The following is a 23,472-nucleotide window of genomic DNA, read 5'->3' as shown; positions in this document are numbered from 1 at the left end:
CACCCGATCGTCTGGAGTCGACCGTCATGGAACCCGCCCGCGTATCCGCTCCCGTCCTTCCGCCGCTCGGTGACCATCTGGCGTCGCCGCGGCTGCGGTCCGCGATGCTCGTCCAGCAGGAGGCGCTCTACGCGGCGCGGGAGTTCCTGCGCGGCGAAGGCTTCACCGAACTGCTGCCCCCGCTGATCGGCCCGGTCACCGACCCCGGCGGCCGGGGCGCCAAGGCCCTCGACGTCGACTACTACGGGCAGACGTACAAACTGATGACGAGCGCGATCCTCTACAAGCAGGCGTCGCTGCACGGCTTCCCGCGGCTGTTCTACATCGCCCCGAATGTGCGGGTGGAGCCGCCGGAGACCGCCGGAACGGGCCGCCATCTGGTCGAGTTCCACCAGATCGACGTGGAGATCGCGGGTGCGAGCCGCGAGGACGCGCAGGCGGTCGCCGCCGGGCTGCTGACCCGGGTGGTGGAGCACGTCTGGACGGCCGTTCCCGGCGTCCTGCGGGAACTCGGCCGCGACGAGGCCGACTTCGCCGAGCTGCGGGCCGGGAAGTTCGACAGCTGCACCCACGAGGAGGCGGTGTCCCGGCTGGCGGCGCTCGGCCATGCGCAGAGCCCGGACGCCGAGATCGACTGGGAGGCGGAGCGGATCCTGTCGCTGGACGCCGGACAGCCGTTCTTCGTCGACGACTATCCGAAGGGCTCCCGCGGCTTCTACGACCGGGAGGACCCCGAACGCCCGGGTGTGTTGCGGAACTTCGACCTCATCGCACACGGCGGCTACGGCGAACTGGTCAGCGGCAGCGAGCGCGAGGCCGACTACGCGACGATCGTCACCCGGATGCGGGAGAGCGGCGAGAACCCGGCGAAGTACGCCTGGTATCTCGATGCGGCCCGCCGCGGCCTCCCGCCGAGCGCGGGCTTCGGCATGGGGCTCCAGCGGCTGGTCCGCTTTCTGACGGGGCTGGACGCCCTCTGGCAGGTCAGCGCCTATCCGAAGCTGCCGGGGGTGATCACGCCATGAGCGGGGACACGGTGACGGCGCCCGGTTTTCCGGAGGCGGCGGTACGGGCCCGGGCCCGGTACGGCGCCGCGGAGGTCTTCCCGCCGTCCGGGGAGTACGGGGCGGCCCTGTTCGGCGCCGGGTCCCGGGGCGGAACGGGTTCGCCCGACGGGGGCGGACCCGGGAGTACGGGGGGACCCGAGGCCCGGTCCGGCGGCGGGTCCGGCGGCGGGACGGGAGGCGGGGCGGGGGCCGGCGGGCCGTCCGATGCGCTGGACGCCCTGCGCCCCGCGCCGCCGGTGTTCATGCCCCGGCGGCTGGAGAAACTCGTCGAACTCGGCCGGGAACCCGGCCACGACGATGTCGGACTGCGCTCCGTGATCGGCGGTTTCGCCTCGGCGCTGCCGGTGTACCTGTCCGCGTTCGGGTCGACCCGTGCGGGCAGCGGTGACCTCGCGGTGGCGGCGGCCCGCCAGGCCGGGCGGCTCGGTATCCCCATGGTCGTCGGGGAGAACACCGTGCCCGTCCACGGGTACCGCTCGGTGCTCCTCGCCCGGGTCGAAGCCTATGCCGAGGCTTTGGGCGACGGACCCGGAGGCGTGGTGGTGCAGCAGTCCACCGAGGACGCCGACTCGGAGGTGTGGAACCTCCTCTACAGCGACCCGGCGGTACGGGAGCTGAGGGACTCGGGCCGGCTCGGCTTCGAGCTGAAAACCGGTCAGGGCGCCAAGCCCGGCCTGGGCGGGATGACCGTGGTCGGCGCCGCGGAGGCCGAACGGCTCGCGGCGGCGGGGCTGTTCACGCTCGGAACGGAGCTGGGTCCCGACGGGTCGAGGCTGCGCTGCGCCACCCCGGGCACCTTCACCGAGGAGATCCTCCGCCAGCAGCTCCGCTTCATGCGGAACAACTTCCCGCTCGCCAGGGTCTGGGTGAAGTTCCACCCGGGCCGCGATATCGGCACGGCGGCGGCGACCGCCTGGGCCGCCGGGGCGGACGCGGTCACCGTGGACGGCGCCGAAGGCGGTACGGGCTGGGCGCCCCGGGTCTTCCTGGACGGTGTGGGGCTGCCGCTGGCCGACTGTCTCGGCCTCGTCCACCGGCCCGAGGGGGCGAGCCTGCTGGCCTCCGGCCGGATATGGGAGGGCGGCCGGGCCGTCCGGGCCCTGGCCCTCGGCGCCACCGCCGTCGGACTGGGCCGGGCCGCGCTGGTGGCCGTGGACGAGGACCCGGAGCAGGGGCTGGTACGGCTGGTGGAGGCCCTCGCCCTGGAGCTGAGGCTGCTTCTCCACGCCCTGGGCCAGTACCGGCCCGCGGACCTGACGCGGGCCGACCTGTGGCCACCGGCGGCGGACCGTCTTGTGCCCGCAGGGGCGGGGGGTGGGCGGCCGTGATCCCGCCGGCGCGGAACCGGCGCACCGGGTCCGGCACAGCTCCGCCGCAGGGCACCCCCGCGGGGGACGGCGAACGGGCCGGGGTGGGGCGGGGTTCCGCGGAGAACAGCGCGGTACGGGGCGAGAACAGCGCGGTACGGGACGCGGCCGGCCGCCTCGGGCCGGGGGCTCCCGTCCCGGCCGCGGGCGGCACCCGCAGCAGCCCGTACAACACCACCCCACCGACAAACCACACCCACATCCACACCCAGCACGCCACCACCCGGCCCGAGCCGCCCGCCCCGGCCGCGGGCGGCACCCGCAGCCCGCACACCACCACCCGGCCCCTGCCCCGGAGCCGTCCGCGCCGCGGGCCCGCACCCGGCGCCCGGGTTGCGCGGCCCGGTCCGGCCGGGCAGCGCCGTACCGTGCGGGCACGGTTCCTGCCCGACGCGACGCTGCCCGTCCTGACCGTGGTGCCGAAGACCCCGGCCGCCGCGGCCCGGTCCGCGGGACGGGCCGCCGCGCGGCGGCTCGCCCGTACCGGACGGGCCCATGTCGGCGGCGTTTTGGAACTGCGGGTGCTCGGTGCGCCCGCCGGGGCCGCCGCGCTCGCCGGGGCCGCCGAGCGGGCCGCCGTACGAGCCGTCACCGCCGCCTTTCCCCCACCAGCACCCCACCGGAGGACCGACCCATGACAGCGACCCCGACAGAGGCCGAAACGGATCCACGGGCGGAGGCGGCCGCCGTGCCCTGGGGCCGGGTCGGCGCGCTCGTCGGCGGCCAGGCCGCGGTACAGCTCGGCAGCTTCGCCCTGCTGATCGCGATGAACTGGACCGCCGTGAAAATCGGCGGCACCGGCGCGGTCACGCTGCTGATGCTGTCCGCGACCGTGCCGCGGGCCCTGATGCTCGTCTTCGGCGGGGCACTGGCCGATGTGCTGGGGCCCCGGTTCGTACTGCTGCGTACGACCGCGGCCCGCGCGGCGCTGCTCGCGTGCGGCGCGGTGGTCACCGCCACCACCCACCAGTTGTGGCCACTGATGGTGATCGCCCTGCTGGAAGGCGTCCTGCTGGGAGCGGCCGGACCGGCGTCCGGGATGCTGCTGCCCCGGTTCGCCCGCGGCGACCAGCTCGCCCGCGCGAATTCGGCCTACGCGACGGTGCTGCGGGTCGCGCCGGTGCTCGGCGCCCCCGCCGGAGCCTGGCTGATCACCGTCGGCGAGCTGTGGGTGGCGATGCTGGCGGCCGCCGTGACGGGGCTGATCTGGCTGGGCTGCCTGCTGTTCGTCACCCGCGGCTTCACCCGGCCCGCCCGGCAGCCCGGCGGCAGGTCCCTGCTGCGGCGCTCCGGCGACGGATTCGCGCTGCTGGCCCGGTATCCGCGGCTGCGCTGGATGTTCATCGCCTCCCTCTGCCTGGACATGGCGTTCAGCTGGCCGGCCGAAGTGGCGCTGCCCCTGCTCGTCCATGAACGGGGCTGGGGGGTCGGGGCGGTGGCCATGGTGCTGGCGGCGTTCAGCGTCGGCGCACTCGCGTCCAGCGCGCTGGGCGCGGCGTTCGCGCACCGTATCCCGGTGTTCGTCCGGCTGGTGGTGACCGGTGCGGGCCTCGCGGCCGGGATCACCGTGATGGCGCTGATGGGTTCGCCCGCGTCGCTGACGGCGGTGGCCGCGGGCGTCGGCCTGCTGTCGGGCCTCAACGGTCCGACGATCGTGACGCTGTATCAGCAGGCGGCGCCGGAGGGCCGGATGGGGGCCGCGATGTCGACCCTCGCGCTCGCCGGGATCGGTACGGCGCCGCTGTCGATCGCCCTGTTCAGCTCCTTGTCGCTGGTGCTCGGGGTGGAGCGGACGTGGCTGCTGTGCGGGGCGGTCGCGGCCGTGTCGCCGGTCGCCGCGGTCCTCGCCCTGCGGGCACGCCCCCCGGCGGAGCCGGACACCGCCGACGCGGACGGGCAGCGTGCCGGGGCCCCGGAGCCCTCGCCTTCGGCGGCGCCTGTGCCGCGCAGCGGGCACCGCACGGCTCCGCCGCCCCTCGCAGGCGCCCTCACCCGGCGCACGCACTCTCCGGCCGCACCCGCCACCCCTGCGGACAGGAACGGTGGGCCGGCCCCGCAGTCCGCGCCCCCGGCGGAGCCGCCCGGACCCGTCAGCCGCAGCGCGCCCCCACCGCCCGCCACTTCCGCCTCCGCCCTGCCCGCACACCGCCCGGCGGAACCCGGGGCGGGCGACCCGGGAGGGAGGCGTGCCGGGGCTCTGGAACCCGTGTGTCCGGCGACGGCCCCGGCAAGCGCGGCCGCAGCGGCGGCCGGCCGCGGGGGCGCCCCCCGGACCGGGACCGGGTCCGGTGGCCGGGAGCCGGGAGCCGTCCCCCCGGCGAGCGGACCGGCCGGATCGCGGTCGGCGCCCGCACCCGCCGCCCGTCCCGGGGAACCGCGCAGCACGGGCGATCCGGCGGACGCCCCCGCCGCCGGGGCGAGCCCGCCGCAGGCGTCCGGCGAGCCGGTTCCCCTCCGTACCTGACGTTGCCCGACCGTTCCTCCCGCTCCGCGTCCCGCCGGGCGGGCGGCCCCCCTGCGAACAGGAGGCACCCCATGGCAGCGCCGACCACCGGACAGCTGCTGGTCCCCCGCCGGCTCTCCGCCGCCGGACCCGGTACCCCGGCCGCACCCGCCGCGGCGGGGCCGGGGCTGTGGCTCGTGGACACCACCGAGTACCGGACGTACGCCGCCGGGCAGGCGCCCGGCACCCTCGATGCCCTGGAGCTGGCCCGCGCCGCGGAGTTCGTGCGCGCGGCCGACCGGGACGGCTACGTCTGCGCCCATGTGGCGCTGCGCCGGCTGCTGGGCGCTTATCTGGGCATGCCCGCCCGTGACGTGGTCGTGGAGCGTGCCCCCTGCGCGCACTGCGACGAACCGCACGGCAGGCCCGTCGTACCCGGCGGGACCCTGCACTTCTCCCTGTCGCACTGCGACGGGCTGAGCCTGCTCGCCTTCGCGGTGACGCCCGTGGGGGTGGACGTGGAGCCGGTGCCCGACGCCGCGGCGGTCGCCGAGAGCGTCGACGTACTGCATCCGCGGGAGGCCGCGGAGCTGGCCGCGCTGCCCGCCGGAGAACGCCCCGCCGCGTTCACCCGGGTGTGGACCCGTAAGGAGGCCTATCTCAAGGGGACGGGTGTGGGGCTGGCCGCCGACCCGTCCACGGACTATGTGGGCGCCGGTCCGGTGCCCGCCTCGCCGCCGGGGTGGACCCTGGGCGACGTCCTCGCCCCGGAGGGCCACCACGCCGCCCTGGCCCTGGCGGATCCGCCGGACGACCGCTGACCCCGGAGCGACCGGTGCCGCCCGCTATCCTGTGCCGCTGTGACCGGTTCCCGACGGCTCCCGCTCCTCTTCCTCGATGTCGACGGGCCCCTGATCCCCTTCGGGGAGGGGGCGCGGTATCCGCTGTACGCGACGCGTCCCGATCCGGGCGGGGGCTCCGCGAACCCGCTTCTGAGCCGGGTCGATCCCCGGCACGGCGCGGCCCTGGCCGCGCTTCCGTGCGAGCTGGTCTGGGCGACGACCTGGATGGAGGATGCCAACGAGTGCATCGCTCCGCTGCTCGGTCTCCCCCAACTGCCCCTGGTGGTCTGGCCGGAGCCTTCCGGGGCCGAGGAGCGGGACGAGCGCCATGGACTGCACTGGAAGACCCGCACGCTCGTCGAACGAGCGGCGGGGCGGCCGTTCGCCTGGGTCGACGACGAGATCACCGGCCGGGACCGGGCCTGGGTCGCCGCCCGCCATCCGGGACCGGCGCTGCTCCACCGGGTCGATGCCCGGCTGGGCCTCTCCGACGGCGATTTCAAGGCTCTCGGCTCGTGGCTGCGGCAGCCGTTCGGGGACCTGGAGTGATCAACCGTACGGAAACGGCCGGTGTGTCCGGGGAGGGTTCCCCGGGCACACCGGCCGTTCTCGGACATCCGGCCGCCGGCCGGGCCCGAGCCCGCCGCCCGGCGGCTCAGGCCCCGGTGTTCAGCCCGCGCCGCCCGGCCCGGGCCCGTCCGCGGACGGGCCGTCGGGGGACTGCGCGATCCACTCGTCGAGCTGTTCGAGCGTGGTCGCAGGATCCGCGACCAGCGTGGTGAGGACGTCCTCCTGGAGGACCGCCGTGGCCACGGCCGGGCAGCGGTGGCAGGCGGACACCCCGGTCTGCTGCCACCACTGGCACCCGGCGCGGAGATGACACCGTGGGACCGACCGGGTCTCACCGGCCGCCGGGAGCACCCCGACCCGCTCCACGAGCGTGCAGTCGTTGCCCCGCCGGTGGACGCATGCGGACACGCAGTGCGAGGCGAACCTCAGCACCCGGGTGGGTTCGACGCCTTCCGGTACGGCTCCGAGCACCTCGGCGGCCGGCATCGGCCGCTCCAGATAGACGACCTTGCCGTCCGGTCCGGAGCGGACGCCCAGCACCTGCGATTCGGGCCGGTCGGGACGCCCGCTCGGACACCAGGTGACCGGGGACTCCCCGGGGCCCGCCGCCGGGCCGGACTGCTCGGCTGCGGTCCGCGCCGCTCCCACGGTGTCCATGGTCAGGCCCCGGTCGCTTCGGGGGCGTACTGGCCGGCCGGGCAGCAGCTGATCTCGCCGGTCGTGGCGCTCTCCAGCTCTACGGCCTTCGCGAGGTGGAAGTGGAGCTGCTCGGCGGAGGCGATCCGTTCGGCGGGGGCGGCGGTCGCCGGGGCGGCGGCGCCGATCGCCATACCCGCGGCGAACACCACCGCCGCGCCGCCTGCTGCGAACCGGTTCTTCTTCATGGGCACTCCCGGTGCGAAGGGCGCAGCCACGGCCGTTCCGGAGCTGTCCGCCCGGCACGAAGGTAGGGCCGCGCGGTACGTTCCGGCGGCAGTCCCGGCGGCAGTTGGTTACGGCCGGGGCGCCGCGCTCACGTCTCCGTGGACGGTTCCCTGAACCGGGCCGCCAGTTCGCTGCGGGACCGGATGCCGAACTTTGCGTAGACGTTGGTGAGGTGGTACTGGACGGTCTTGACCGAGATGAACAGCTCCAGCGCCGTCTGCTGGTTGGTGGCCCCGGCGGCGACGAGCGCGGCGACGGCCCGCTCCTGCGGGGTGAGCCGGGCCATGCCCGGAGTGACCCGCGGGGCGTGAACGCCGCCCGCCTGGAGTTCCCGCTCGCAACGCTCCACGTAGGCGCGGGCACCGAGGGCGGCGTAGGCGTCCCGGGCGTTCTTCAGTACGGTGTCGGCCTCGCGGCGCTTCCCGGCCCGGCGCAGGGTCTGGCCGTAGGCGAAGCCGATCCGGGCGCGGTCGTACGGCAGCGGGAGCCGGTCGAGGTGGGCGAGGGAGCGGTCGAACTCCGCGCGGGCGCCGTCGATATCGCCCCGGGCCGCGGTCAGCCGGCCGCGGGCGAGCCCGAGGCGGGCCAGGGCCGAGCGGCGGCCGCGCCGGGCGGCGCGCTGTTCGTGGGGGGTGAGGAAGGCGTCGGCTTCGTCCAGGCGGCCGGTGAGGACGAGGGCGTTGGCGTAGACGTCGGCCCAGGGCCAGAAGCCGGGTTCGTCGACGGAGTCCCGGGCGGGGAGGCGGACCACGGGCGTGAGTGCCTCGACGACGCGTTCGTAGTCGCCGCGGGCCTCCGCCGCGTGGGCGCGGGCCAGGCAGGCGGGGACCAGCATCACTTCGTAGTGGTGGCCGTCGGCGGCGGCCTCGGCCGCATGGCGGTCGGCGGCCTCCCGGTCGCCGCGCAGGGCGTGGATCTGGGCGGCGGTCCAGTGGACCAGCGGGCGGACCGGTTCGATGCCGGAGTCCGCGAGCCGGACGGCGGCCCGCTGGGCGGTCTCCAGCGCCTCGGGCCAGGCGCCGAGGGCGAACTGAGTGCGGGCCAGCCAGCCCTGGGCCCACAGGGATATCCGGGTGGAGCCCATGCGGTAGCCGGTGGGTACGGCCGCCTCCAGCCGGCGGCGGGCGTCCTCGGGTGCGTCGAGGGCCAGGTCCACCCAGCCCCGGCCGAGGTGGAAGCGCTGAGGTTGGGCGCCACCGGGCGGGAGTGCCGCGGCGGCCGCGTCATAGGCGGCGAGTGCCTCGTCGGGGCGTCCGGCGGCGGCGAGGCCGAGACCGAGAACGGCCTGCGATTCGACGGCGGACGGATCGTCGGGGTCGGCGAGTTCGATCGCGCGACGGGCCCAGGTCACCAGTGCGGGGCCGTCCCAGCGGCCGAGGGCGTGCAGTACGCGGCGCTGGCAGATCCTGGCCATCAGATCGCGGTGCCGCTCGGGGTCGCAGCGCCGCCAGGCCTGGGTGAGGAAGGCGTCCGCTTCGGCCGGGCGTCCGCGCATGATGGCGAGGTAGCCGAGGACGGCGCCGCGCCGGGTGTCGGCGGGGAAGCTCTCCAGTTCGGCGGCGAAGGCGGTGGCGCGCGGTACGTCCCCGGCGCCGATCATGGCGTCGACGGCGCGCAGCAGCCGGTCCTCGCGTTCGGCCCGGCCGGGGCTCAGCCGGGCGGCGTGGACGAGGGTGTCGGCGACCTCGGACCAGGCGCCCGCGGACGCGCGTCCGGTGGCGTGCCGGTCGAGTTCCGCGGCGAGGGCGGCGTCGGTCGTGGTGGCGGCGGCGGTGCGGTGGAGCAGTCCGCGGCCCGGGTCGTCGGTGAGGCGGGCGGCGCGGGCGTGGAGTTCGGCCCGGCGGCTGAGTCCGATGCCGGTGCGGACGGCGGCGCGGATCAGAGGGTGGGCGAAGGCGAGCAGGGCGCGCCCGGGGTCGACGGCGGCGGTCAGCAGTCCGGCGGCGCGGGCTTCGTCGACGGCGGGCAGCGGGTCTCCGACGTCGGCGAGGGCGGCGGCCTCGGCGAGAGGGGCGTCGTCGCCGAGGACGGCGCAGGCTTCTGCGAGTGCCCGGGTCGCCGGATCGCAGTGGGCGAGGCGGCGGCGGACGGCGGCGGTGTAGCGGGCGGGTGCGGGGAGTTCGCCGCGGGGGTCCTGCCAGCTTTCGGGGGGCAGTTCGCGCAGGAGGCGGAGTGCGTGGCGGGGGTTGCCGCGGGTGTGCCGGCCGAGGCGGCGGGCGGTGGGCAGGTCGAGCGCGATACCGGCCGTCTCGCGGGCCAGGGCGCGCAGTTCCCGCGGGTTGAGCGGGCCGGGGCGGACGGTGCGTTCGCGGCAGTGGTCGAGGAGTTCGAGGGCGGTGAGGACGGCCGGGGGCGGTCCTGCGGGCGGTTCGGGGTTCTCGTACGGTTCGTAACCGCCGTACAGCTCACGGGGGTCGTCGCGGGCGACGAGGACGACGAGGAGCCGTTCGGTGGTGGTGCGGCGCAGTGCCGAGCCGATGGCGCGCAGGCTCTCGGGGTCGGCCCAGTGGGCGTCGTCGACGACCACGACAAGGGGTTCGCGTTCCGGCCGGCCGGCCCACTGCCGGTGGAGGAGGCGGGCGGCGCCGAGGACGTCGCGGGGTGCTTCCGGAGCGGGTGCCGGGCCGCTGCCGGGGGTGCGCAGGAGCCGGTGGACGATTCCGAACGGCAGTTCCGTCTCCCAGGAGACGCCGCGGACGTGCAGTACGGCGCCGGGCGGGTCCTGGTCCGCGGTCGGGCGGCGGGTGCGCAGGGCATGCTCGACGAGGGTGGTCTTGCCGATCCCGGCCGGTCCCTCGACGAGGACCGTGGTCGGGTTCCCGGCGCGGGCGGCCCGGAGCGCGCCGGCCAGTGCGGCCAGTTCGGCGGCCCGCCCGATCGGGCTCCCGTACGCCTCGGGACGGTCGTTCATGAGCGGACGCTAACACCCGCCCCGCCGGGGGTCTCCCGGCGGGAGCGGGGAGAGGCCGCAGGCGGGCAGCGGGCAGGCGCCGCTCTGCGCGTCGACCGGCTCCGGACGGGGCGGCGGGGTACGGGACGGCCACCCGCGGGGCGGTACGGGAGGAGCGCGCCGTCCCCGCCCGGCCGGGGACGGCGCGCGGGCGTCGGGCGGGGTCCGCACCGCCGCTCCGGCCGCCGGTGCGGGGCACGGGCCGCGCCCCGCACCGCACGGTCCCGGAACGGACCCGAGCCGCCGGTCCGGACGCGCGGGGCACGGGCGGGCCGGACCCGTACGGCACCGGGCCCCCGTCGCCGCCGCGGCAGCGGCCCGTCAGCCCTGGTCGCCGCCGCCGACCGGGAGGACCGTGCCGGTGATGTAGGACGCCTCGTCGGAGGCGAGGAAGCAGATGGCCGCCGCCTGCTCCGCCACCGTGCCGTACCGCTTCAGCAGGGTCGAGTCCACCGTCTGGTCGACGATCCCCCGGTACCACGCGCGTTCCCGGTCGTCGCGGGGCGCCGGGCCCCGGGCGATCCGGCGGGGCGGTGCGTCGGTGCCGCCCGCCGCGGCCGCGACGATCCTGATCCCGTACGGCGCGGCCTCCATCGCCAGGGACGCGGTGAGCGCGTTGACGCCGCCCTTCGCCGCCGAGTACGGGATGCGGTGGATGCCGCGGGTGGCGATGGAGGAGACGTTGACGACGGTGCCGGAGCGCCGGGCGATCAGATGGGGCAGTACGGCCCTGGTGGTCCAGAGGGTGGTGAAGAGGGAGCGCCGGATCTCGGCTTCGATCTCGTCGGGCGCGTAGTGTTCGTAGGGTTTGGCCAGGATGGTGCCGCCGACGTTGTTGACGAGGACGTCGATCCGGCCGTCCAGCCTCTCCAGCGCCCCGGCGATCGCCGTCTCGGCACCCTCGTAGGTCTCCAGATCGGCGAGGACGGCCGCGGCCCCGCATCCGGCGGCCGCCTCCCGGACAGCCGCGGCCCTGTCGACGAGGACGACGTCGGCGGATTCGGCGGCGAGCCGGCGGGCGACCTCCAGCCCGATGCCCTGCGCGGCGCCGGTGACGACGGCCTTCCGGCCCGCGAAGCGTTCGGGGTGGACGCTCATGCCGCGGCCGCCTTCCCGGCGACGGCGGCGGGCGTGAACTTCTCGTAGTGGAAGCCCGCCGGGGGCGTGCCCAGGGCCGCGATATGTCCGCGTACGGCCTCGACCATGGCGGGCGGTCCGCAGAGGTAGACGTCGGTGTCTCCGCCCTGGAGAGTGCCGGTGTCCATCAGGCCGGTGACATAGCCCTTGGTGCGGGCCGTGCTCGCGGGGTCGGCGACGCAGTGGTCGAAGGCGAAGAAGGGGAGGGCCGCGGCGTACCGCTCCAGAGTGTCGAGGTGGACGAGGTCCTCGTCGGTGGTGACTCCGTAGAGCAGCCGGACCGGCCGGCCGGCCGGATGGTCGGCGAGGTGGCCGAGCATCGACAGCAGGGGGGCGAGTCCGGTGCCGCCGGCCAGCAGCAGGGCGGGCCGGTCGATCCTGCGGAGGTAGAAGCCGCCGAGGGGTCCGGTGAACTCCAGCCGGTCGCCGGGGCGGGCGCGTCCGGTGAGATAACCGGACATCGCGCCGCCGGGCACGATCCGCACCAGGAAGGAAACCTGCCGCCGGGAGGGGGCCGAGCTGAAGGAGTACGAGCGGGTCTCGCCGGTGCCGGGGACGGCGATGTTCACGTACTGGCCGGGCAGGAAGTCCAGGGCCTGCCGGTCGTCGACGTCCAGCACGATCTCGGTGGTGGTGGCCGAGAGGTGTTCGACGGCCGCGACGGTCGCGGTGTGGGCGGCGGGGCCGGTCTTCGCCGCGGCGGACGTCGACGGGATCCGCAGGACGAGGTCGCTCTCCGGCACCATCTGGCAGGGCAGGCAGTAGCCGAGGGCGGCCTCGTCGTCGGTCAGCGCCTCGTCGATGTAGTCGCCGCCGTCGTACGTCCCGGCGTCGCAGCGGGACTTGCAGGTGCCGCAGGCGCCGTCGCGGCAGTCCAGCGGGATGTTGATCCGGGCCCGGTAGGAGGCTTCGGCGACCGTTTCACCGGGCCGGCACTCCACGAAGCGGGTGATGCCGTCCTCGAAGTTCAGGGCGACCTGGAAGGACATGTTGGGGGCTCATTTCCGACGGTTCCGGGCGGGGCGGCGGCCGGTTCGGACGTGGTGGACGCGGGCCGGTCGGCCGGTTCGGGCGTGGTGGGCGTGGGGCGGTGGCCGGTTCAGACGTGGTAGACGTCGACGACGTGGTGCACGTAGTCGTTCTTCAGGACGACCTTCTTCCGCAGGATCAGCGGCTCGGCGCCGGACAGGTCGAGCGTGAGGAAGGTGGTGCCGAAGTAGGTGTCGGTGGTCTGGTAGCGGTAGTAGAGGGTGAACCAGTTGAACCGGACGTCGGCCGTGTCGCCGTCGCGGGCGGTGATCTCGACGTCGGTGATGTTGTGGCCGGTGCGGGGTTCGGGCAGGCTCGTGGCGCTGGAGCGGTCGGTGCGGATACGGAAGACGCGGTCTTCGAGACCGGCCCGGTTCGGGTAGTAGACCAGGGAGATCTCCCGCTGCGGATCGACGGTCAGGGTGTCGTCGTCGGCCCAGGCGGGCATCCAGAACTCGGCCTCGGGGTGGTAGCACTCCAGCCACTGCTCGAAGGCGCGGTCGTCGAGATACCGGGCCTCGCGGTAGAGGAACTGCCGGATCCGCTCCAGGGTCAGCACCGTCTCGACGGTGATCTCCGGGCTCCCCTGTACCGCACCCGGGGCGGTGGTGTCGTTCGGGTCCGCCGTGGTCGTCACTGCGCCGCCTCCTCGTCCAGTGCCCGGCTCAGGGTCGAGCGCCAGTAGTTGTGCTGTACGGGGTAGAGCCCCTCGTCCTCGACCCGCACCCCGCTGGCGAGCGGATTGATGCCGATCCTCCTGGCGTCCTCGTCCGGTCCCTCGATCTGGTGCAGCGCACCGCGGCTGAGGTCGTTCCACGGCGCCGACCCGGCGAGATAGGTCTTCTGGCAGGAGCGGAACTCTTCGAGATCGTCCGGCGTGGCCATGCCCGTCGCGTTGAAGAAGTCCTCGTACTGGCGGATGCGCCGGGTCCGGTCCTCGGCGGGTTCGCCCTTGGGGGCGATGCAGTAGATGGTGACCTCGGTCCGGTCCACCGAGATCGGCCGGAAGTGCCGGATCTGGGAGCTGAACTGGTCCATCAGGTAGACGTTGGGGTAGAGGCAGAGATTGCGGGAGACGCCGATCATCCACTCGGCCTTCTCCGGGCCGAAGGACGCGGCGAGTTCGTCGCGCCGCTCGTACAGCGGCCGGTTGGCGGGGTCGAGCCACTTGGTCCAGAGCAGCAGATGGCCGTGGTCGAAGGAGTAGAAGCCGCCTTTCTGCTTCGACCAGCCGCCGGCGTCCATGGTCTTCGTCTCGTTCCTGGACTCCCCGGAGGCACGGCGGGCCTGGGTGGCCGCGTAGTTCCAGTGGGTGGCGGAGACGTGGTAGCCGTCGGCGCCGTTCTCGGCCTGGAGCTTCCAGTTGCCGTCGAAGTGGTACGTCGACGAGCCGCGGAGCACCTCCAGTCCCTCGGGTGACTGGTCGACCACCATGTCGATGACGACGGCGGCGTCCCCGAGGTGCTCCCGGAGGGGTTTGACGTCCGGGTTGAGGCTGCCGAAGAGGAAACCGCGGTAGCTCTCGAAGCGGGCGACCCGGGTCAGGTCGTGCGAGCCGTCGGTGTTGAACTGCTCGGGATAGCCGGCGTCCCGGGGGTCCTTGACCTTCAGGAGCCTGCCGTTGTTGCTGAACGTCCAGCCGTGGAAGGGGCAGGTGAAGGTAGTGCGGTTGTCGGTCTTGCGCCGGCAGAGCATCGCGCCCCGGTGACTGCACGCGTTGACCAGACAGTGCAGTTCGCCCTGTTTGTCGCGGGAGATCACCACCGGCTGGCGGCCGATATAGGTGGTGAAGTAGTCGCCGATCCCGGGAATCTGGCTTTCGTGCGCGAGATAGACCCAGTTCCCTTCGAAGATATGGGCCATCTCCAGCTCGAAGAGTTCCTCGTCGGTGAAAATGCTCCGCCGCACCCGGTACACGCCGGTGTCCGGGTCCTCCTGGAGGGCGTCGTCGAGGAGGGTGCGCGCTCGGCTGCGGTCCTCGGTCATGGCCGCCCCTTTCGCCTCTGGGCAGGGCCGCCTCTGCGGCGGCCGCGTTGCCGTTGCTTTTCAGCACGATGACAGCGGGGTGAAGATCCGGGCCCCGGGCATTCCCCCAGGGTTGACCCAGGGGGGTATTGATATCGCCCGCATCTCAATAGCCTGCGGATACATATTTGCCGGGCGCCGGACGGGCTTCCTACGCTGATGACCTGTCGAGGACCCCCGAAGCCGGGAGGACCCGGGCGACCGGGACGCCGACCGCCCGGACGGCACCGGAAATCCGGGAGCCGGAATCCGGGCGCCGGGAAATCCGGGCGACCGGACGAGAAGAAGGCAGCCCTCGATGGAATTGAGAACTCTTCGCTATTTTGCAGCCGTCGCCGCGACCTGTCATTTCGGCAGGGCCGCGGAGCAGCTCCATATGGCGCAGCCACCGCTGTCGCAGGCGATCCGCAGGCTGGAGGCGGAGCTGGGCGTCGAACTGTTCACCCGTACCACCCGGCAGGTCGCACTGACCGGCGCCGGGGAGGTCTTCCGTACCGATGTGGAGCGCATCCTCGGGGCCGTCGACGAGGCGGTCACCCGGGTCGGGCGGTTCGCCTCCGGGGTGGAGGGGGTGCTGCGGCTGGGCCTGACCGGCTCCGCCTCGTACCGGCAACTGCCCTCGCTGGCAAGGTTGTTGAAACGTACAATGCCGTATGTGGTGACGGAGGTACATACCGATATGCTCACGGCCACCCAGGAGACGGCGCTGCTGGAACGCCGCCTCGACCTCGGGGTGCTGCGCCCGCCGCTCCGCCGGGAAGGCATCGCCCACCGGGCGCTGGCGGACGAGCCGCTGCTCGTCGCCGTCCCCGAGGAGCACTGGCTCGCCGGGGCCGGCCGGATCCGCGTCGGGCAGCTGCGCCACGAGGATTTCGTCGTCTACGGGGCCGGTCTCGGATCCGTTGTCGGGGACGCCGTCGTCCGGGCCTGCCGGGACGCCGGTTTCGTCCCGCACCGCGCCTACGAGGTCACCGAGACCTCGGCCGCGCTGGCGCTGGTCGCGGCGGGCCTGGGGGTGGCCGTACTGCCGGAATCGGTGCGCTCCGCGCCGCGCGAGGGCGTGCGGTACGAGGAGATCGAGGACGCGCCGTCCGTACCGCTGGCCCTGGCCTGGCGGGCGGACGACACCTCGCCCCTGCTGCGGAACGTGCTGGCGGTGCTGGAGCGGAACGGTGTCCTCCCCCCGGCCGCCGGCCCGCCCTCCGGCCCCGGCGCCGTACCGCCGCCCGTACCGCCCGCGGGCTCAGCCGCCCGTCCCCGCCCGCCCGGCAGGACCCCGCCCCGCCCCGAAGGAGACCTGTGAAGATCACGGCGGTGGAGGCCGTTCCCTTCGCCATTCCCTATACGAAGCCGCTGGCGTTCGCGAGCGGCGTGGTGCACGGCGCCGACCACGTCCTGGTGCGGATCCACACCGACGACGGGCTGACCGGAACCGCCGAGGCCCCGCCCCGCCCCTACACCTACGGCGAGACCCAGGAGTCCATCGTCGCGGTGATCGGCAAGGTGTTCGCCCCGCAACTGCTGGGCCTCACCGCGCTGGACCGCGAAGCCGTCCACGCCGTACTGGAGCGGACCGTCGGCAATCCGACCGCCAAGGCAGCGCTGGACATGGCGCTGTGGGACATCATCGGCCAGGCCGCAGGGATGCCGGTGTCCGGGCTGCTCGGCGGCTACACGGACCGGATGCGGGTCAGCCATATGGTCGGCTTCGCACCTGCCGAGGAGATGGTCGCGGAGGCCGAGCGGATCCGGGACACGTACGGCATCACCACCTTCAAGGTGAAGGTCGGCCGGGTGCCCTACGCCCAGGACGTGGCGGCCTGCCGGGCCCTGCGCGAGGCCCTCGGCCCCGGTGTCGAGCTGTACATCGACGGCAACCGCGGCTGGACGGCTTCGGACGCGGCGCGCGTCCTCGCGGAGACCGCCGATCTCGGGCTGCTCTTCGCGGAGGAGCTGTGCCCCGCCGACGATGTGCTGGGCCGCCGCCGCCTGGTCGCGGGCAGTCCGCTGCCGTTCATCGCCGACGAGAGCGCCACCCGCCCGGCGGAGGTGACCCGTGAGCTGCTGGGCGGCTCCGCCACGGCGATCAGCATCAAGACGGCGCGGACCGGGTTCACCGGCTCGCAGCGGGTGCTGCACCTCTGCGAGGGCCTGGGCACCGAGGTGGTGATGGGCAATCAGATCGACGGCCAGATCGGCACCCTGTGCTCGGTGGCCTTCGGTGCCGCACACCGCTCCTCGTCCCGCTACGCGGGCGAACTCTCCAACTTCCTCGACATGACCGACGACCTCCTCGCCGAGCCGCTCACCATCGAGTCCGGCACGCTGCGCGTCCGCGAGGGCGCCGGGCTCGGCATCGACATCGACCCCGGGAAGCTGGCCCGCTACCGGCAGGACCGCTGACGGCCGCCCCGGCCCCCGAACCACCCTCCCCTGATCCGAAGGACGGGACCCATCCCATGACCGACACCATCACGGAATCCGACACCGCCACCGCCACCGCAGCCGGCACCGGCACCGGGCAGGCCACCGCAGCCGCGGCCGGAGCCGCCGCCACCGAACGGTTCCGCAGCCGCGAGCGGGCGGACGGCACGGCCGCCGACACCGCGCGCGTGAAGACCCTGGTCTCCGAACTCCTCACCGCCGCACACGACATCGTCCGGCGCCACCAGGTCACCTATGCCGAGTACGACGCCCTGAAGGCCTGGCTGATCCGGGTCGGCGAGGACGGCGAATGGCCGCTCTTCCTCGACGTATGGCTGGAGCACGTCGTCGAGGAGGTGGCGCACGAGGACCGGCGGGGCAGCAAGGGCACCATCGAAGGCCCGTACTACGTGCCCGGCTCCCCTTCGCTGCCCGCCGAGGCGACCCTCCCGATGCGCGACGGCGAACAGGGCACCCCCCTGACCTTCCGGGGGCAGGTGACGGACGTCGCCGGGACGCCGCTGCCCGGCGCCTCGGTGGAGATCTGGCAGGCGGACTCCGACGGCTACTACTCGCAGTTCGCGCCGGGGCTCCCGGAGTGGAACCTGCGGGGCACCGTCACCGCCGACGACGAGGGCCGCTTCCGGATAGGCACCGTCGAGCCCGCGCCGTACCGCATCCCCACCGACGGCTCCTGCGGACGGCTCATCGAGGCCGCGGGCTGGCACGCCTGGCGCCCCGCGCACCTCCATCTGAAGGTGTCCGCGCCCGGCCACCGGCTGATCACCACCCAGCTCTACTTCCGCGGCGGCGAGCACGTCGGCGACGACATCGCGTCCGCCGTCAAACCGGAACTGGTGCTGGACCCGGTCCCGGCGGACGGCGGCGAAGGCCGCACGGTCACCTACGACTTCGTGCTCGACGGGGAGTGACGGCGGTGCTGTTCGCGGTACGGATGGACGTGGCGATCCCGCCCGGTCTCGACCCCGGGGTCCGCGCGGAGCTGGTGGCCCGGGAGAAGGAGTACTGCCGGGAACTCCAGCGGTCGGGCACCTGGTTGCACATCTGGCGCTGCGCCGGGCAGTACGCCAACATCAGCGTCTTCGACGCGGCGGACAACGAGGCCCTGCACCGGATCCTGTGGGAGCTGCCGCTCTTCCCCTATCTGAGCATCGAGATCACCCCGCTGGCACAGCATCCGTCCGATCTGGCGGCGGGCTGATGGACAAGACCGTGGGTTCGGCCGCGGAAGCGGTCGCCGACGTGCCGGACGGTGCGTCACTGGCGGTCGGCGGCTTCGGCCTCAGCGGGGTGCCGCAGACACTGATCTCGGCCCTGTACGAGCGGGGCACCGGCGGTCTGCACGTGGTCTCCAACAACTGCGGGGCGCTGGACAGCGGACTGGCGGTGCTGCTGGCGGCGGGGCGGATCGCCCGGGTCACCGGCTCCTACATCGGCGCCAACAAGGAGTTCGCCCGGCAGTACCTCGCCGGTGAACTGGAGGTCGAGCTGATTCCGCAGGGCACCCTCGCGGAGCGGCTGCGGGCGGGCGGCACCGGAATCCCCGCCTTCTACACGCCCGCCGGGGTCGGCACCCAGATCGCGGAGGGCGGACTGCCCTGGCGTTACGACGGCTCAGGCGGGGTGGCAGTGGCCTCACCGCCGAAGGAGACCCGCACCTTCGACGGCACCGAATACGTCCTGGAGCACGCCGTCCGCACCGACTTCGCCCTGGTGCGGGCGGCGCGCGGGGACCGTCACGGCAATCTGGTCTTCGCGAAGTCGGCGCGGAACTTCAACCCCCTGGCGGCGATGGCCGGCCGGATCACGGTCGCCGAGGTCGAGGAGCTGGTGGAGCCCGGCGCCCTGGACCCGGACTCCGTACAGCTGCCCGGGGTCTTCGTCCAGCGGGTCGTCGCGCTGACCCCCGGTCAGGCGGCCGACAAGAGGATCGAACGGCGGACGGTGAGCGACTGATGGCCTGGACCCGGCCGGAGACGGCAGCACGGGCCGCGCGGGAACTGCGCGACGGCCAGTACGTCAACCTCGGCATCGGCCTGCCGACGCTGATCCCCAACCACCTCCCGGACGGGGTGGAGGTGGTCCTCCAGAGCGAGAACGGCATTCTGGGCACCGGCCCCTACCCCGCCCCCGACGAGGTCGACCCCGATCTGATCAACGCCGGGAAGGAGACCGTCACCGTACTGCCGGGGGCGTCCTTCTTCGACTCGTCCCTGTCGTTCGGGATGATCCGCGGCGGGCATGTCGACGTCGCCGTCCTGGGCGCGATGCAGGTGTCCGCCCGGGGCGACCTCGCCAACTGGGCCGTCCCGGGCAAGCTGGTCACCGGCATCGGCGGCGCGATGGACCTGGTCCACGGCGCCCGCCGGGTCGTCGTGGTGATGGCCCACACCGCCAAGGACGGCTCCCCGAAGATCCGTGAGGAGTGCACGCTGCCGCTGACCGGACGGGCGTGCGTCGACCGGATCATCACCGATCTCGGGGTCCTGGACATCACCGAGGACGGGCTGGTGCTGGTGGAGACCGCGCCCGGGGTGACCGCGGCCGAGGTCGCGGACCGGACGGGCGCCCCGCTGACCGTGGCGGACGGCGGTGCAGCCCGTACCCCCGCGGCGGGCGGCCCGGGCCGGGGGCGGGTGCGATGAGGGACGTGTACGTCGTGGACGCCGTCCGCACCCCGGTCGGGAAGTACAACGGCGCCCTCGCCGCCGTCCGCCCCGACGATCTGGCCGCGCACGTCCTGCGGGAGCTGCTCGCCCGGACGCCCGCTCTCGACCCGGCGCGGATCGACGACGTCGTCCTCGGCAACGCCAACGGCGCGGGCGAGGAGAACCGCAACGTCGCCCGGATGGCCGTCCTCCTCGCCGGGCTCCCGACGTCCGTACCCGGCGTCACCGTCAACCGGCTGTGCGCCTCCGGTCTGGAGGCCGTCGTCCAGGGGGCGCGCGCCATCGCCTGCGGGGACGCCTCGGTGGTCCTGGCGGGCGGGGTCGAGTCCATGACCCGGGCACCGTGGGTGCTGCCCAAAAGCGACCGGCCGTTCCCGGCGGGCCACACCGAGCTGTACTCGACCACCCTCGGCTGGCGCATGGTCAATCCGGGCCTCGACCCGCGGTGGACGATCCCCCTCGGGGAGTCCGCCGAGCTGATCGCCGAGCGGTACGGCATCGGCCGCGCCGAACAGGACGCGTTCGCCCTCGACAGCCATCGGAAGGCCGCGCGGGCCCGGGCGGCCGGACGGTTCGACGCCGAGATCGTCCCGCTGCCGGTGCCGGGCCGCCGGGGCGAGGGGCGCACCGTGACCGAGGACGAGTCCGTACGGCCGGACGCTTCCGCCGAGGCCCTGGCCGCGCTCCGGCCGGTGTTCCGGACCGGCGGCGAAGGCACGGTCACCGCGGGGAACGCCTCACCGCTCAACGACGGGGCGGCGGCGCTGCTCCTCACCGACGCGGACGGTCTGCGGAGCACCGGCCGTGAACCGCTCGCCCGGATCACCGCCACCGGAGTCTCCGGGATCGACCCCGACATCTTCGGGCTCGGCCCGGTCGAGGCCGTCGAGCGGGCCCTCGGCCGGGCGGGCCGGACCTTCGCCGCTGTGGACGTACTGGAGCTGAACGAGGCGTTCGCGGCGCAGGTACTCGGCTGTCTGGCCGCCTGGCCGGAGGCCGATCCGGCGGTGCTCAACCCCCAGGGGGGCGCCGTTGCGCTGGGCCACCCGCTCGGCGCGTCCGGGGCCCGGCTCGCCGGAACCGTCGCCCATCAGCTCGCCCGCAGGGGCTCCGGCGTCGGGGTCGCGGCCCTGTGCGTCGGGGTCGGCCAGGGGCTGGCAGTCGTCCTGGAACGCTGAACCGCTCCCGGACCGGAGGGGGGCAGTCCGGGGCCGTGGACCCCGTGCGTCCGGGAGAACCTCCCCCCACAGCCCCGCGGCCGGGGCGGAGGCGGCCGCGGGGCCCTCCCCCGTACCGCCGCATCCCCGTCCCGGCCGTCCCGCCCGGCCGTGCCCCCGTACCGACCACCCCGCAGGAGCCCCGTGCTGCACCACCACCTCACCGGTCCCGCCGGTGCGCCGCCGCTGGTCCTCGGCCCGTCCCTCGGCACCTCCACCGCGGTCTGGGCAGCCCTGACGCCCGCCCTGAGCCGCCGGTTCCGGGTGCTCCGGTACGACCTGCCGGGCCACGGCGGCTCCCCGACCGGGCTGCTGCCCTCCCCCGGCCCCGGCCGGACCACCGTCGACGACCTCGCCGACCTGGTGCTCGGCCTCGCCGACCACCACGGCTGGGACCGGTTCCACTATGCGGGGATCTCCCTCGGCGGAGCCGTCGGCGCCCGGCTCGCAGCCCGCCGGCCCGCGCGGATCGCCTCCCTGGCCCTGGTCTGCTCGTCCGCGCGCTTCGGGCCCCCGGAGCCGTGGCGCGAACGGGCCGCACTGGTCCGTACCGAAGGCATCGCCCCTCTGCTGACGACCGCCCCCGGCCGCTGGTTCGCCTCCCCCGACACCGCCGGCACCCCCTTCGCCCAGCAGCTGCTGGCCGATCTCGCCACGGCCGATCCCGCCGGATACGCGGCCTGCTGCGACGCCCTCGCCGGCTACGACCTCCGGTCCGAGCTGTACCGGATCGCCGCCCCCGCGCTCGTCGTCGGCGGCTCCCGGGACACCGCGACCCCGCCCGTACACGCCCGGGAACTCGCCGCGGGCATCACGGGCAGCCGGCTCCTGCTCCTCGACTGCGGCCATCTCGCGGCCGAACGCCCCCGGGAGCTGGCAGCCGCCCTGGCACCCCATCTCCACCAGGCGCACTCCGGTGCCGCGCCGCCACCGGAGCGGCCCGCTCCGGCACAGCCCCCGGCCCGGGACCGGAAACGGAACCCGGGTTCCGCCGGTGGGGCGAGCCGTTCTACCCTGCGCTGACGGACGACCGCACACCCGTTCGGAGGCTGCTGTGCCCGCAGGTGACACCACGCTCCGCCCGGAGATCGCCCACTCCTGGTGGCGTTCCGAGCGGAGCGGACTGACGCCCGCAGGGCCGCAGCCCCGGGTGGAACCCGACGCCGTGGACCGGCGGGGCAGACTGCGCACGGCTGCCGGACCGGTGCTCGCCGAACTGGCCCGGCAGCTCGGCGGGGCCGACTTCTGCGTCGTGCTCGCCGACCGGGCGGCGCGCATCACGGAACTCTCCGGCGGCGGCCGCGCGCTCCGCGACCGTCTGGAGTCGCTGGGCGTGGTGTCCGGCGGCGTGTTCCTGGAGGAGACGACCGGCACCAACTCGCTGGCGACCGCGTACGAGCTGCGCCGGGGCGTCGCCGTCCACGGCGAGGAACACTATCTGGAGCCGTTCAAACGGTTCAGCTGCTACGGCCATCCGATCACCCACCCGGTGACCCACCGGCTCGTCGGCGTCCTCGACATCACCTGCCCCAGCGCGGCCGGCTCACCCCTGCTGGCCCCGCTCGTCGCCCGCGCCGCCCGGGACGTCGAAGACGGGCTGCTGCGCACCGCGCGCGCCGCCGAACGCCGCATGCTGGCCGCCTTCCGGGCGGCGACGACCGGACGGCAGCGGCCGGTCCTGGTGCTGGGCGAGGGCGTGGTGCTGGCCGGCCCGGCGGCCGTGGCGCTGCTCGACCCCGTCGACCATCTGACACTGCGCGAACTGGCCGCCGGTTCCGGCGGCGAGGGCACGCTGTCCGCCGTCACGCTCGCCTCGGGCCGTACGGTCTCCGTCCGGTGGCGTCCCGTCGAAGGCTCCGACGGTGTCCTCTTCGACCTCGCCGAACTGCCGGAGACCGGTGCCCCGGCCCACCGGTCCGACGCCCCGGTGCCGGGCAGCGCCGTGTACATCGGCGGCGCTCCGGGAACCGGACGGACCACGGCGGCCCGGTCCCTGGCGGACGCGGCAGGCGTTGCCGTACGGACCCTGGACGCATCGGAAGCGGTGGTACGGGGCGACGCCGACTGGCTGGCCCGGCTGGAGCGGGCGGCCGCCGACCACCGCGGGCTGCTGCTCGTCGAGGACGTCCATCTGCTCTCCGAGACCTGCGCGGTACGGCTGCACCGGATCATGACGCGGCGCCCGGGACCCTGGACGGTCCTCACCGGCGCTCCCCCGGCCGGACTCACCGGCTCGCACGCGGTCCTGGCCGCCGACTGCCCCGTCCAGGTGGAGCTGCCCACGCTGCGGGAGCGTACCGCGGAGCTGCCGGGGCTGGTACGGGCCATGATCGACGGTCTGGGCCTGGGCGGCCGGCTGCACTTCACCCCCGCCGCGCTGGCGGCCCTGAGCGCCCAGCCGTTCCCCGGTGAGCTGCGGGAACTGCACGCGGTCGTCCGGGACGTCGCGGCCCGGCGGTCGGCGGGCGGGGTCACGGTCCAGGATCTGCCCGAGCGGTACCGGTTCGGTCCCGGCACTCCCGCGATGACCCCGCTGGAGCGGGCCGAGTACGACACGATCACCGCCGCCCTGCTGGACTGCGGCGGAAACAAGCTGCGGACGGCGCGGCGGCTGGGCATCAGCCGGACCACCCTCTACAGCCGGATGCGTGCGCTCCGGATCACCGGCTGAACGTTCCGGACGGCCGGACCCTCGGTGTCCGAACCCACGGGCCCGAGGAAGCCGAGGCCCGACGGGGCCGGGAGCCGGGAGCCGGGAGCCGGGAGCCGGGGGCCGGAAGTGTCCAG

General features: G+C 74.6%; 22 protein-coding genes. 15 read left to right on the top strand and 7 right to left on the bottom strand.

Annotated elements, in window-relative coordinates:
* The first annotated feature begins 26 nt into the window (after positions 1-26).
* The 6 genes from ACIQ9E_RS26780 (at position 27) to ACIQ9E_RS26755 (ending at position 6,268) form a co-directional block, all read left to right on the top strand.
* Positions 27-1,025, top strand: a complete 999-nt coding sequence (locus ACIQ9E_RS26780) for an asparagine synthetase A (RefSeq protein ID WP_403711227.1) — start codon at positions 27-29, stop codon at positions 1,023-1,025.
* Positions 1,022-2,395 carry a glutamate synthase-related protein gene (locus tag ACIQ9E_RS26775; protein ID WP_403711225.1) on the top strand — a complete coding sequence of 458 codons (1,374 nt, stop codon included), beginning with the start codon at positions 1,022-1,024 and terminating at the stop codon, positions 2,393-2,395. The genes ACIQ9E_RS26780 and ACIQ9E_RS26775 overlap by 4 nt, the downstream gene beginning before the upstream one ends.
* Complete coding sequence (locus ACIQ9E_RS26770) at positions 2,392-3,072, top strand: hypothetical protein (RefSeq protein WP_403711223.1); 681 nt, start codon at positions 2,392-2,394, stop codon at positions 3,070-3,072. Before ACIQ9E_RS26775 ends, ACIQ9E_RS26770 begins: the two co-directional genes overlap by 4 nt.
* On the top strand, positions 3,069-4,898 hold the full coding sequence (locus ACIQ9E_RS26765) for an MFS transporter (protein WP_403711221.1): 1,830 nt from the start codon (positions 3,069-3,071) through the stop codon (positions 4,896-4,898). The genes ACIQ9E_RS26770 and ACIQ9E_RS26765 overlap by 4 nt, the downstream gene beginning before the upstream one ends.
* 71 nt (positions 4,899-4,969) lie before the next feature.
* Positions 4,970-5,698 (top strand): 4'-phosphopantetheinyl transferase family protein, encoded by a 729-nt coding sequence (locus ACIQ9E_RS26760; protein ID WP_403711219.1) that lies wholly within the window; start codon positions 4,970-4,972, stop codon positions 5,696-5,698.
* Positions 5,699-5,737: 39 nt separating this feature from the next.
* On the top strand, positions 5,738-6,268 hold the full coding sequence (locus ACIQ9E_RS26755; RefSeq protein ID WP_403711217.1) for an HAD domain-containing protein: 531 nt from the start codon (positions 5,738-5,740) through the stop codon (positions 6,266-6,268).
* Positions 6,269-6,388: 120 nt separating this feature from the next.
* Here ACIQ9E_RS26755 and ACIQ9E_RS26750 read toward each other — a convergent pair whose 3' ends face one another.
* The 7 genes from ACIQ9E_RS26750 to benA form a co-directional block, all read right to left on the bottom strand.
* Entirely contained in the window at positions 6,389-6,946 is a 558-nt protein-coding gene (locus tag ACIQ9E_RS26750) for a hypothetical protein (protein ID WP_403711215.1), read from the bottom strand.
* A 2-nt stretch (positions 6,947-6,948) separates the two neighbouring features.
* Entirely contained in the window at positions 6,949-7,173 is a 225-nt protein-coding gene (locus ACIQ9E_RS26745; protein WP_403711213.1) for a hypothetical protein, read from the bottom strand.
* A gap of 128 nt (positions 7,174-7,301) precedes the next feature.
* The gene (locus ACIQ9E_RS26740; RefSeq protein ID WP_403711211.1) at positions 7,302-10,124 is read right to left on the bottom strand and encodes an AAA family ATPase; all 2,823 of its coding nucleotides are present in this window, start codon (positions 10,122-10,124) and stop codon (positions 7,302-7,304) included.
* Positions 10,125-10,484: 360 nt separating this feature from the next.
* Complete coding sequence (locus ACIQ9E_RS26735) at positions 10,485-11,261, bottom strand: 1,6-dihydroxycyclohexa-2,4-diene-1-carboxylate dehydrogenase (RefSeq protein WP_403711209.1); 777 nt, start codon at positions 11,259-11,261, stop codon at positions 10,485-10,487.
* Positions 11,258-12,289: a benzoate 1,2-dioxygenase electron transfer component BenC gene (gene benC / locus ACIQ9E_RS26730; RefSeq protein WP_403711207.1), complete on the bottom strand. Its 1,032-nt coding sequence runs from the start codon at positions 12,287-12,289 to the stop codon at positions 11,258-11,260. The genes ACIQ9E_RS26735 and benC overlap by 4 nt, the downstream gene beginning before the upstream one ends.
* 110 nt (positions 12,290-12,399) lie before the next feature.
* On the bottom strand, positions 12,400-12,903 hold the full coding sequence (gene benB, locus ACIQ9E_RS26725) for a benzoate 1,2-dioxygenase small subunit (protein ID WP_403711267.1): 504 nt from the start codon (positions 12,901-12,903) through the stop codon (positions 12,400-12,402).
* Between the two features lie 59 nt (positions 12,904-12,962).
* A complete protein-coding gene (gene benA, locus ACIQ9E_RS26720; protein WP_403711205.1) occupies positions 12,963-14,315 on the bottom strand; it encodes a benzoate 1,2-dioxygenase large subunit in 1,353 nt (450 codons plus the stop codon).
* A gap of 337 nt (positions 14,316-14,652) precedes the next feature.
* Here benA and ACIQ9E_RS26715 point away from each other — a divergent pair, with 337 nt between their 5' ends.
* The 9 genes from ACIQ9E_RS26715 (at position 14,653) to ACIQ9E_RS26675 (ending at position 23,356) form a co-directional block, all read left to right on the top strand.
* Entirely contained in the window at positions 14,653-15,657 is a 1,005-nt protein-coding gene (locus ACIQ9E_RS26715) for a LysR substrate-binding domain-containing protein (RefSeq protein WP_403711203.1), read from the top strand.
* Positions 15,654-16,757 carry a mandelate racemase/muconate lactonizing enzyme family protein gene (locus ACIQ9E_RS26710; RefSeq protein WP_403711201.1) on the top strand — a complete coding sequence of 368 codons (1,104 nt, stop codon included), beginning with the start codon at positions 15,654-15,656 and terminating at the stop codon, positions 16,755-16,757. Before ACIQ9E_RS26715 ends, ACIQ9E_RS26710 begins: the two co-directional genes overlap by 4 nt.
* Positions 16,758-16,813: 56 nt before the next feature.
* Positions 16,814-17,710 (top strand): catechol 1,2-dioxygenase, encoded by an 897-nt coding sequence (gene catA, locus ACIQ9E_RS26705; RefSeq protein WP_403711199.1) that lies wholly within the window; start codon positions 16,814-16,816, stop codon positions 17,708-17,710.
* A 5-nt stretch (positions 17,711-17,715) separates the two neighbouring features.
* Positions 17,716-18,000, top strand: a complete 285-nt coding sequence (locus tag ACIQ9E_RS26700; protein ID WP_403711197.1) for a muconolactone Delta-isomerase — start codon at positions 17,716-17,718, stop codon at positions 17,998-18,000.
* Complete coding sequence (locus tag ACIQ9E_RS26695; RefSeq protein ID WP_366263509.1) at positions 18,000-18,755, top strand: CoA transferase subunit A; 756 nt, start codon at positions 18,000-18,002, stop codon at positions 18,753-18,755. Before ACIQ9E_RS26700 ends, ACIQ9E_RS26695 begins: the two co-directional genes overlap by 1 nt.
* Complete coding sequence (locus ACIQ9E_RS26690) at positions 18,755-19,444, top strand: CoA transferase subunit B (RefSeq protein WP_403711195.1); 690 nt, start codon at positions 18,755-18,757, stop codon at positions 19,442-19,444. The genes ACIQ9E_RS26695 and ACIQ9E_RS26690 overlap by 1 nt, the downstream gene beginning before the upstream one ends.
* On the top strand, positions 19,441-20,646 hold the full coding sequence (locus ACIQ9E_RS26685) for a thiolase family protein (RefSeq protein ID WP_403711193.1): 1,206 nt from the start codon (positions 19,441-19,443) through the stop codon (positions 20,644-20,646). The genes ACIQ9E_RS26690 and ACIQ9E_RS26685 overlap by 4 nt, the downstream gene beginning before the upstream one ends.
* Positions 20,647-20,829: 183 nt before the next feature.
* A complete protein-coding gene (locus ACIQ9E_RS26680; RefSeq protein WP_403711191.1) occupies positions 20,830-21,708 on the top strand; it encodes an alpha/beta fold hydrolase in 879 nt (292 codons plus the stop codon).
* Positions 21,709-21,739: 31 nt separating this feature from the next.
* Positions 21,740-23,356 (top strand): sigma-54-dependent Fis family transcriptional regulator, encoded by a 1,617-nt coding sequence (locus ACIQ9E_RS26675; RefSeq protein ID WP_403711189.1) that lies wholly within the window; start codon positions 21,740-21,742, stop codon positions 23,354-23,356.
* Positions 23,357-23,472: the final 116 nt, after the last annotated feature.

Origin of the sequence: Streptomyces sp. NPDC094448, assembly GCF_044763775.1 — a bacterium.
Taxonomy (GTDB): Bacteria; Actinomycetota; Actinomycetes; order Streptomycetales; family Streptomycetaceae; genus Streptomyces.
Note: the sequence above shows the minus strand (reverse complement) of the source record. Positions and strands in the feature narration are given on the sequence as shown.

Excerpts from the sequence above, each read along its gene's own strand:
- ACIQ9E_RS26775 (WP_403711225.1), top strand. The coding sequence starts at position 1,022 with ATGAGCGGGGACACGGTGACGGCGCCCGGTTTTCCGGAGGCGGCGGTA.
- ACIQ9E_RS26740 (WP_403711211.1), bottom strand. The coding sequence starts at position 10,124 with ATGAACGACCGTCCCGAGGCGTACGGGAGCCCGATCGGGCGGGCCGCC.
- ACIQ9E_RS26685 (WP_403711193.1), top strand. The coding sequence starts at position 19,441 with ATGAGGGACGTGTACGTCGTGGACGCCGTCCGCACCCCGGTCGGGAAG.
- catA (WP_403711199.1), top strand. The coding sequence starts at position 16,814 with ATGACCGACACCATCACGGAATCCGACACCGCCACCGCCACCGCAGCC.
- ACIQ9E_RS26715 (WP_403711203.1), top strand. The coding sequence starts at position 14,653 with ATGGAATTGAGAACTCTTCGCTATTTTGCAGCCGTCGCCGCGACCTGT.
- ACIQ9E_RS26780 (WP_403711227.1), top strand. The coding sequence starts at position 27 with ATGGAACCCGCCCGCGTATCCGCTCCCGTCCTTCCGCCGCTCGGTGAC.
- ACIQ9E_RS26745 (WP_403711213.1), bottom strand. The coding sequence starts at position 7,173 with ATGAAGAAGAACCGGTTCGCAGCAGGCGGCGCGGCGGTGGTGTTCGCC.
- ACIQ9E_RS26735 (WP_403711209.1), bottom strand. The coding sequence starts at position 11,261 with ATGAGCGTCCACCCCGAACGCTTCGCGGGCCGGAAGGCCGTCGTCACC.
- ACIQ9E_RS26760 (WP_403711219.1), top strand. The coding sequence starts at position 4,970 with ATGGCAGCGCCGACCACCGGACAGCTGCTGGTCCCCCGCCGGCTCTCC.
- ACIQ9E_RS26765 (WP_403711221.1), top strand. The coding sequence starts at position 3,069 with ATGACAGCGACCCCGACAGAGGCCGAAACGGATCCACGGGCGGAGGCG.
- ACIQ9E_RS26695 (WP_366263509.1), top strand. The coding sequence starts at position 18,000 with ATGGACAAGACCGTGGGTTCGGCCGCGGAAGCGGTCGCCGACGTGCCG.
- ACIQ9E_RS26690 (WP_403711195.1), top strand. The coding sequence starts at position 18,755 with ATGGCCTGGACCCGGCCGGAGACGGCAGCACGGGCCGCGCGGGAACTG.
- ACIQ9E_RS26750 (WP_403711215.1), bottom strand. The coding sequence starts at position 6,946 with ATGGACACCGTGGGAGCGGCGCGGACCGCAGCCGAGCAGTCCGGCCCG.
- benA (WP_403711205.1), bottom strand. The coding sequence starts at position 14,315 with ATGACCGAGGACCGCAGCCGAGCGCGCACCCTCCTCGACGACGCCCTC.
- benC (WP_403711207.1), bottom strand. The coding sequence starts at position 12,289 with ATGTCCTTCCAGGTCGCCCTGAACTTCGAGGACGGCATCACCCGCTTC.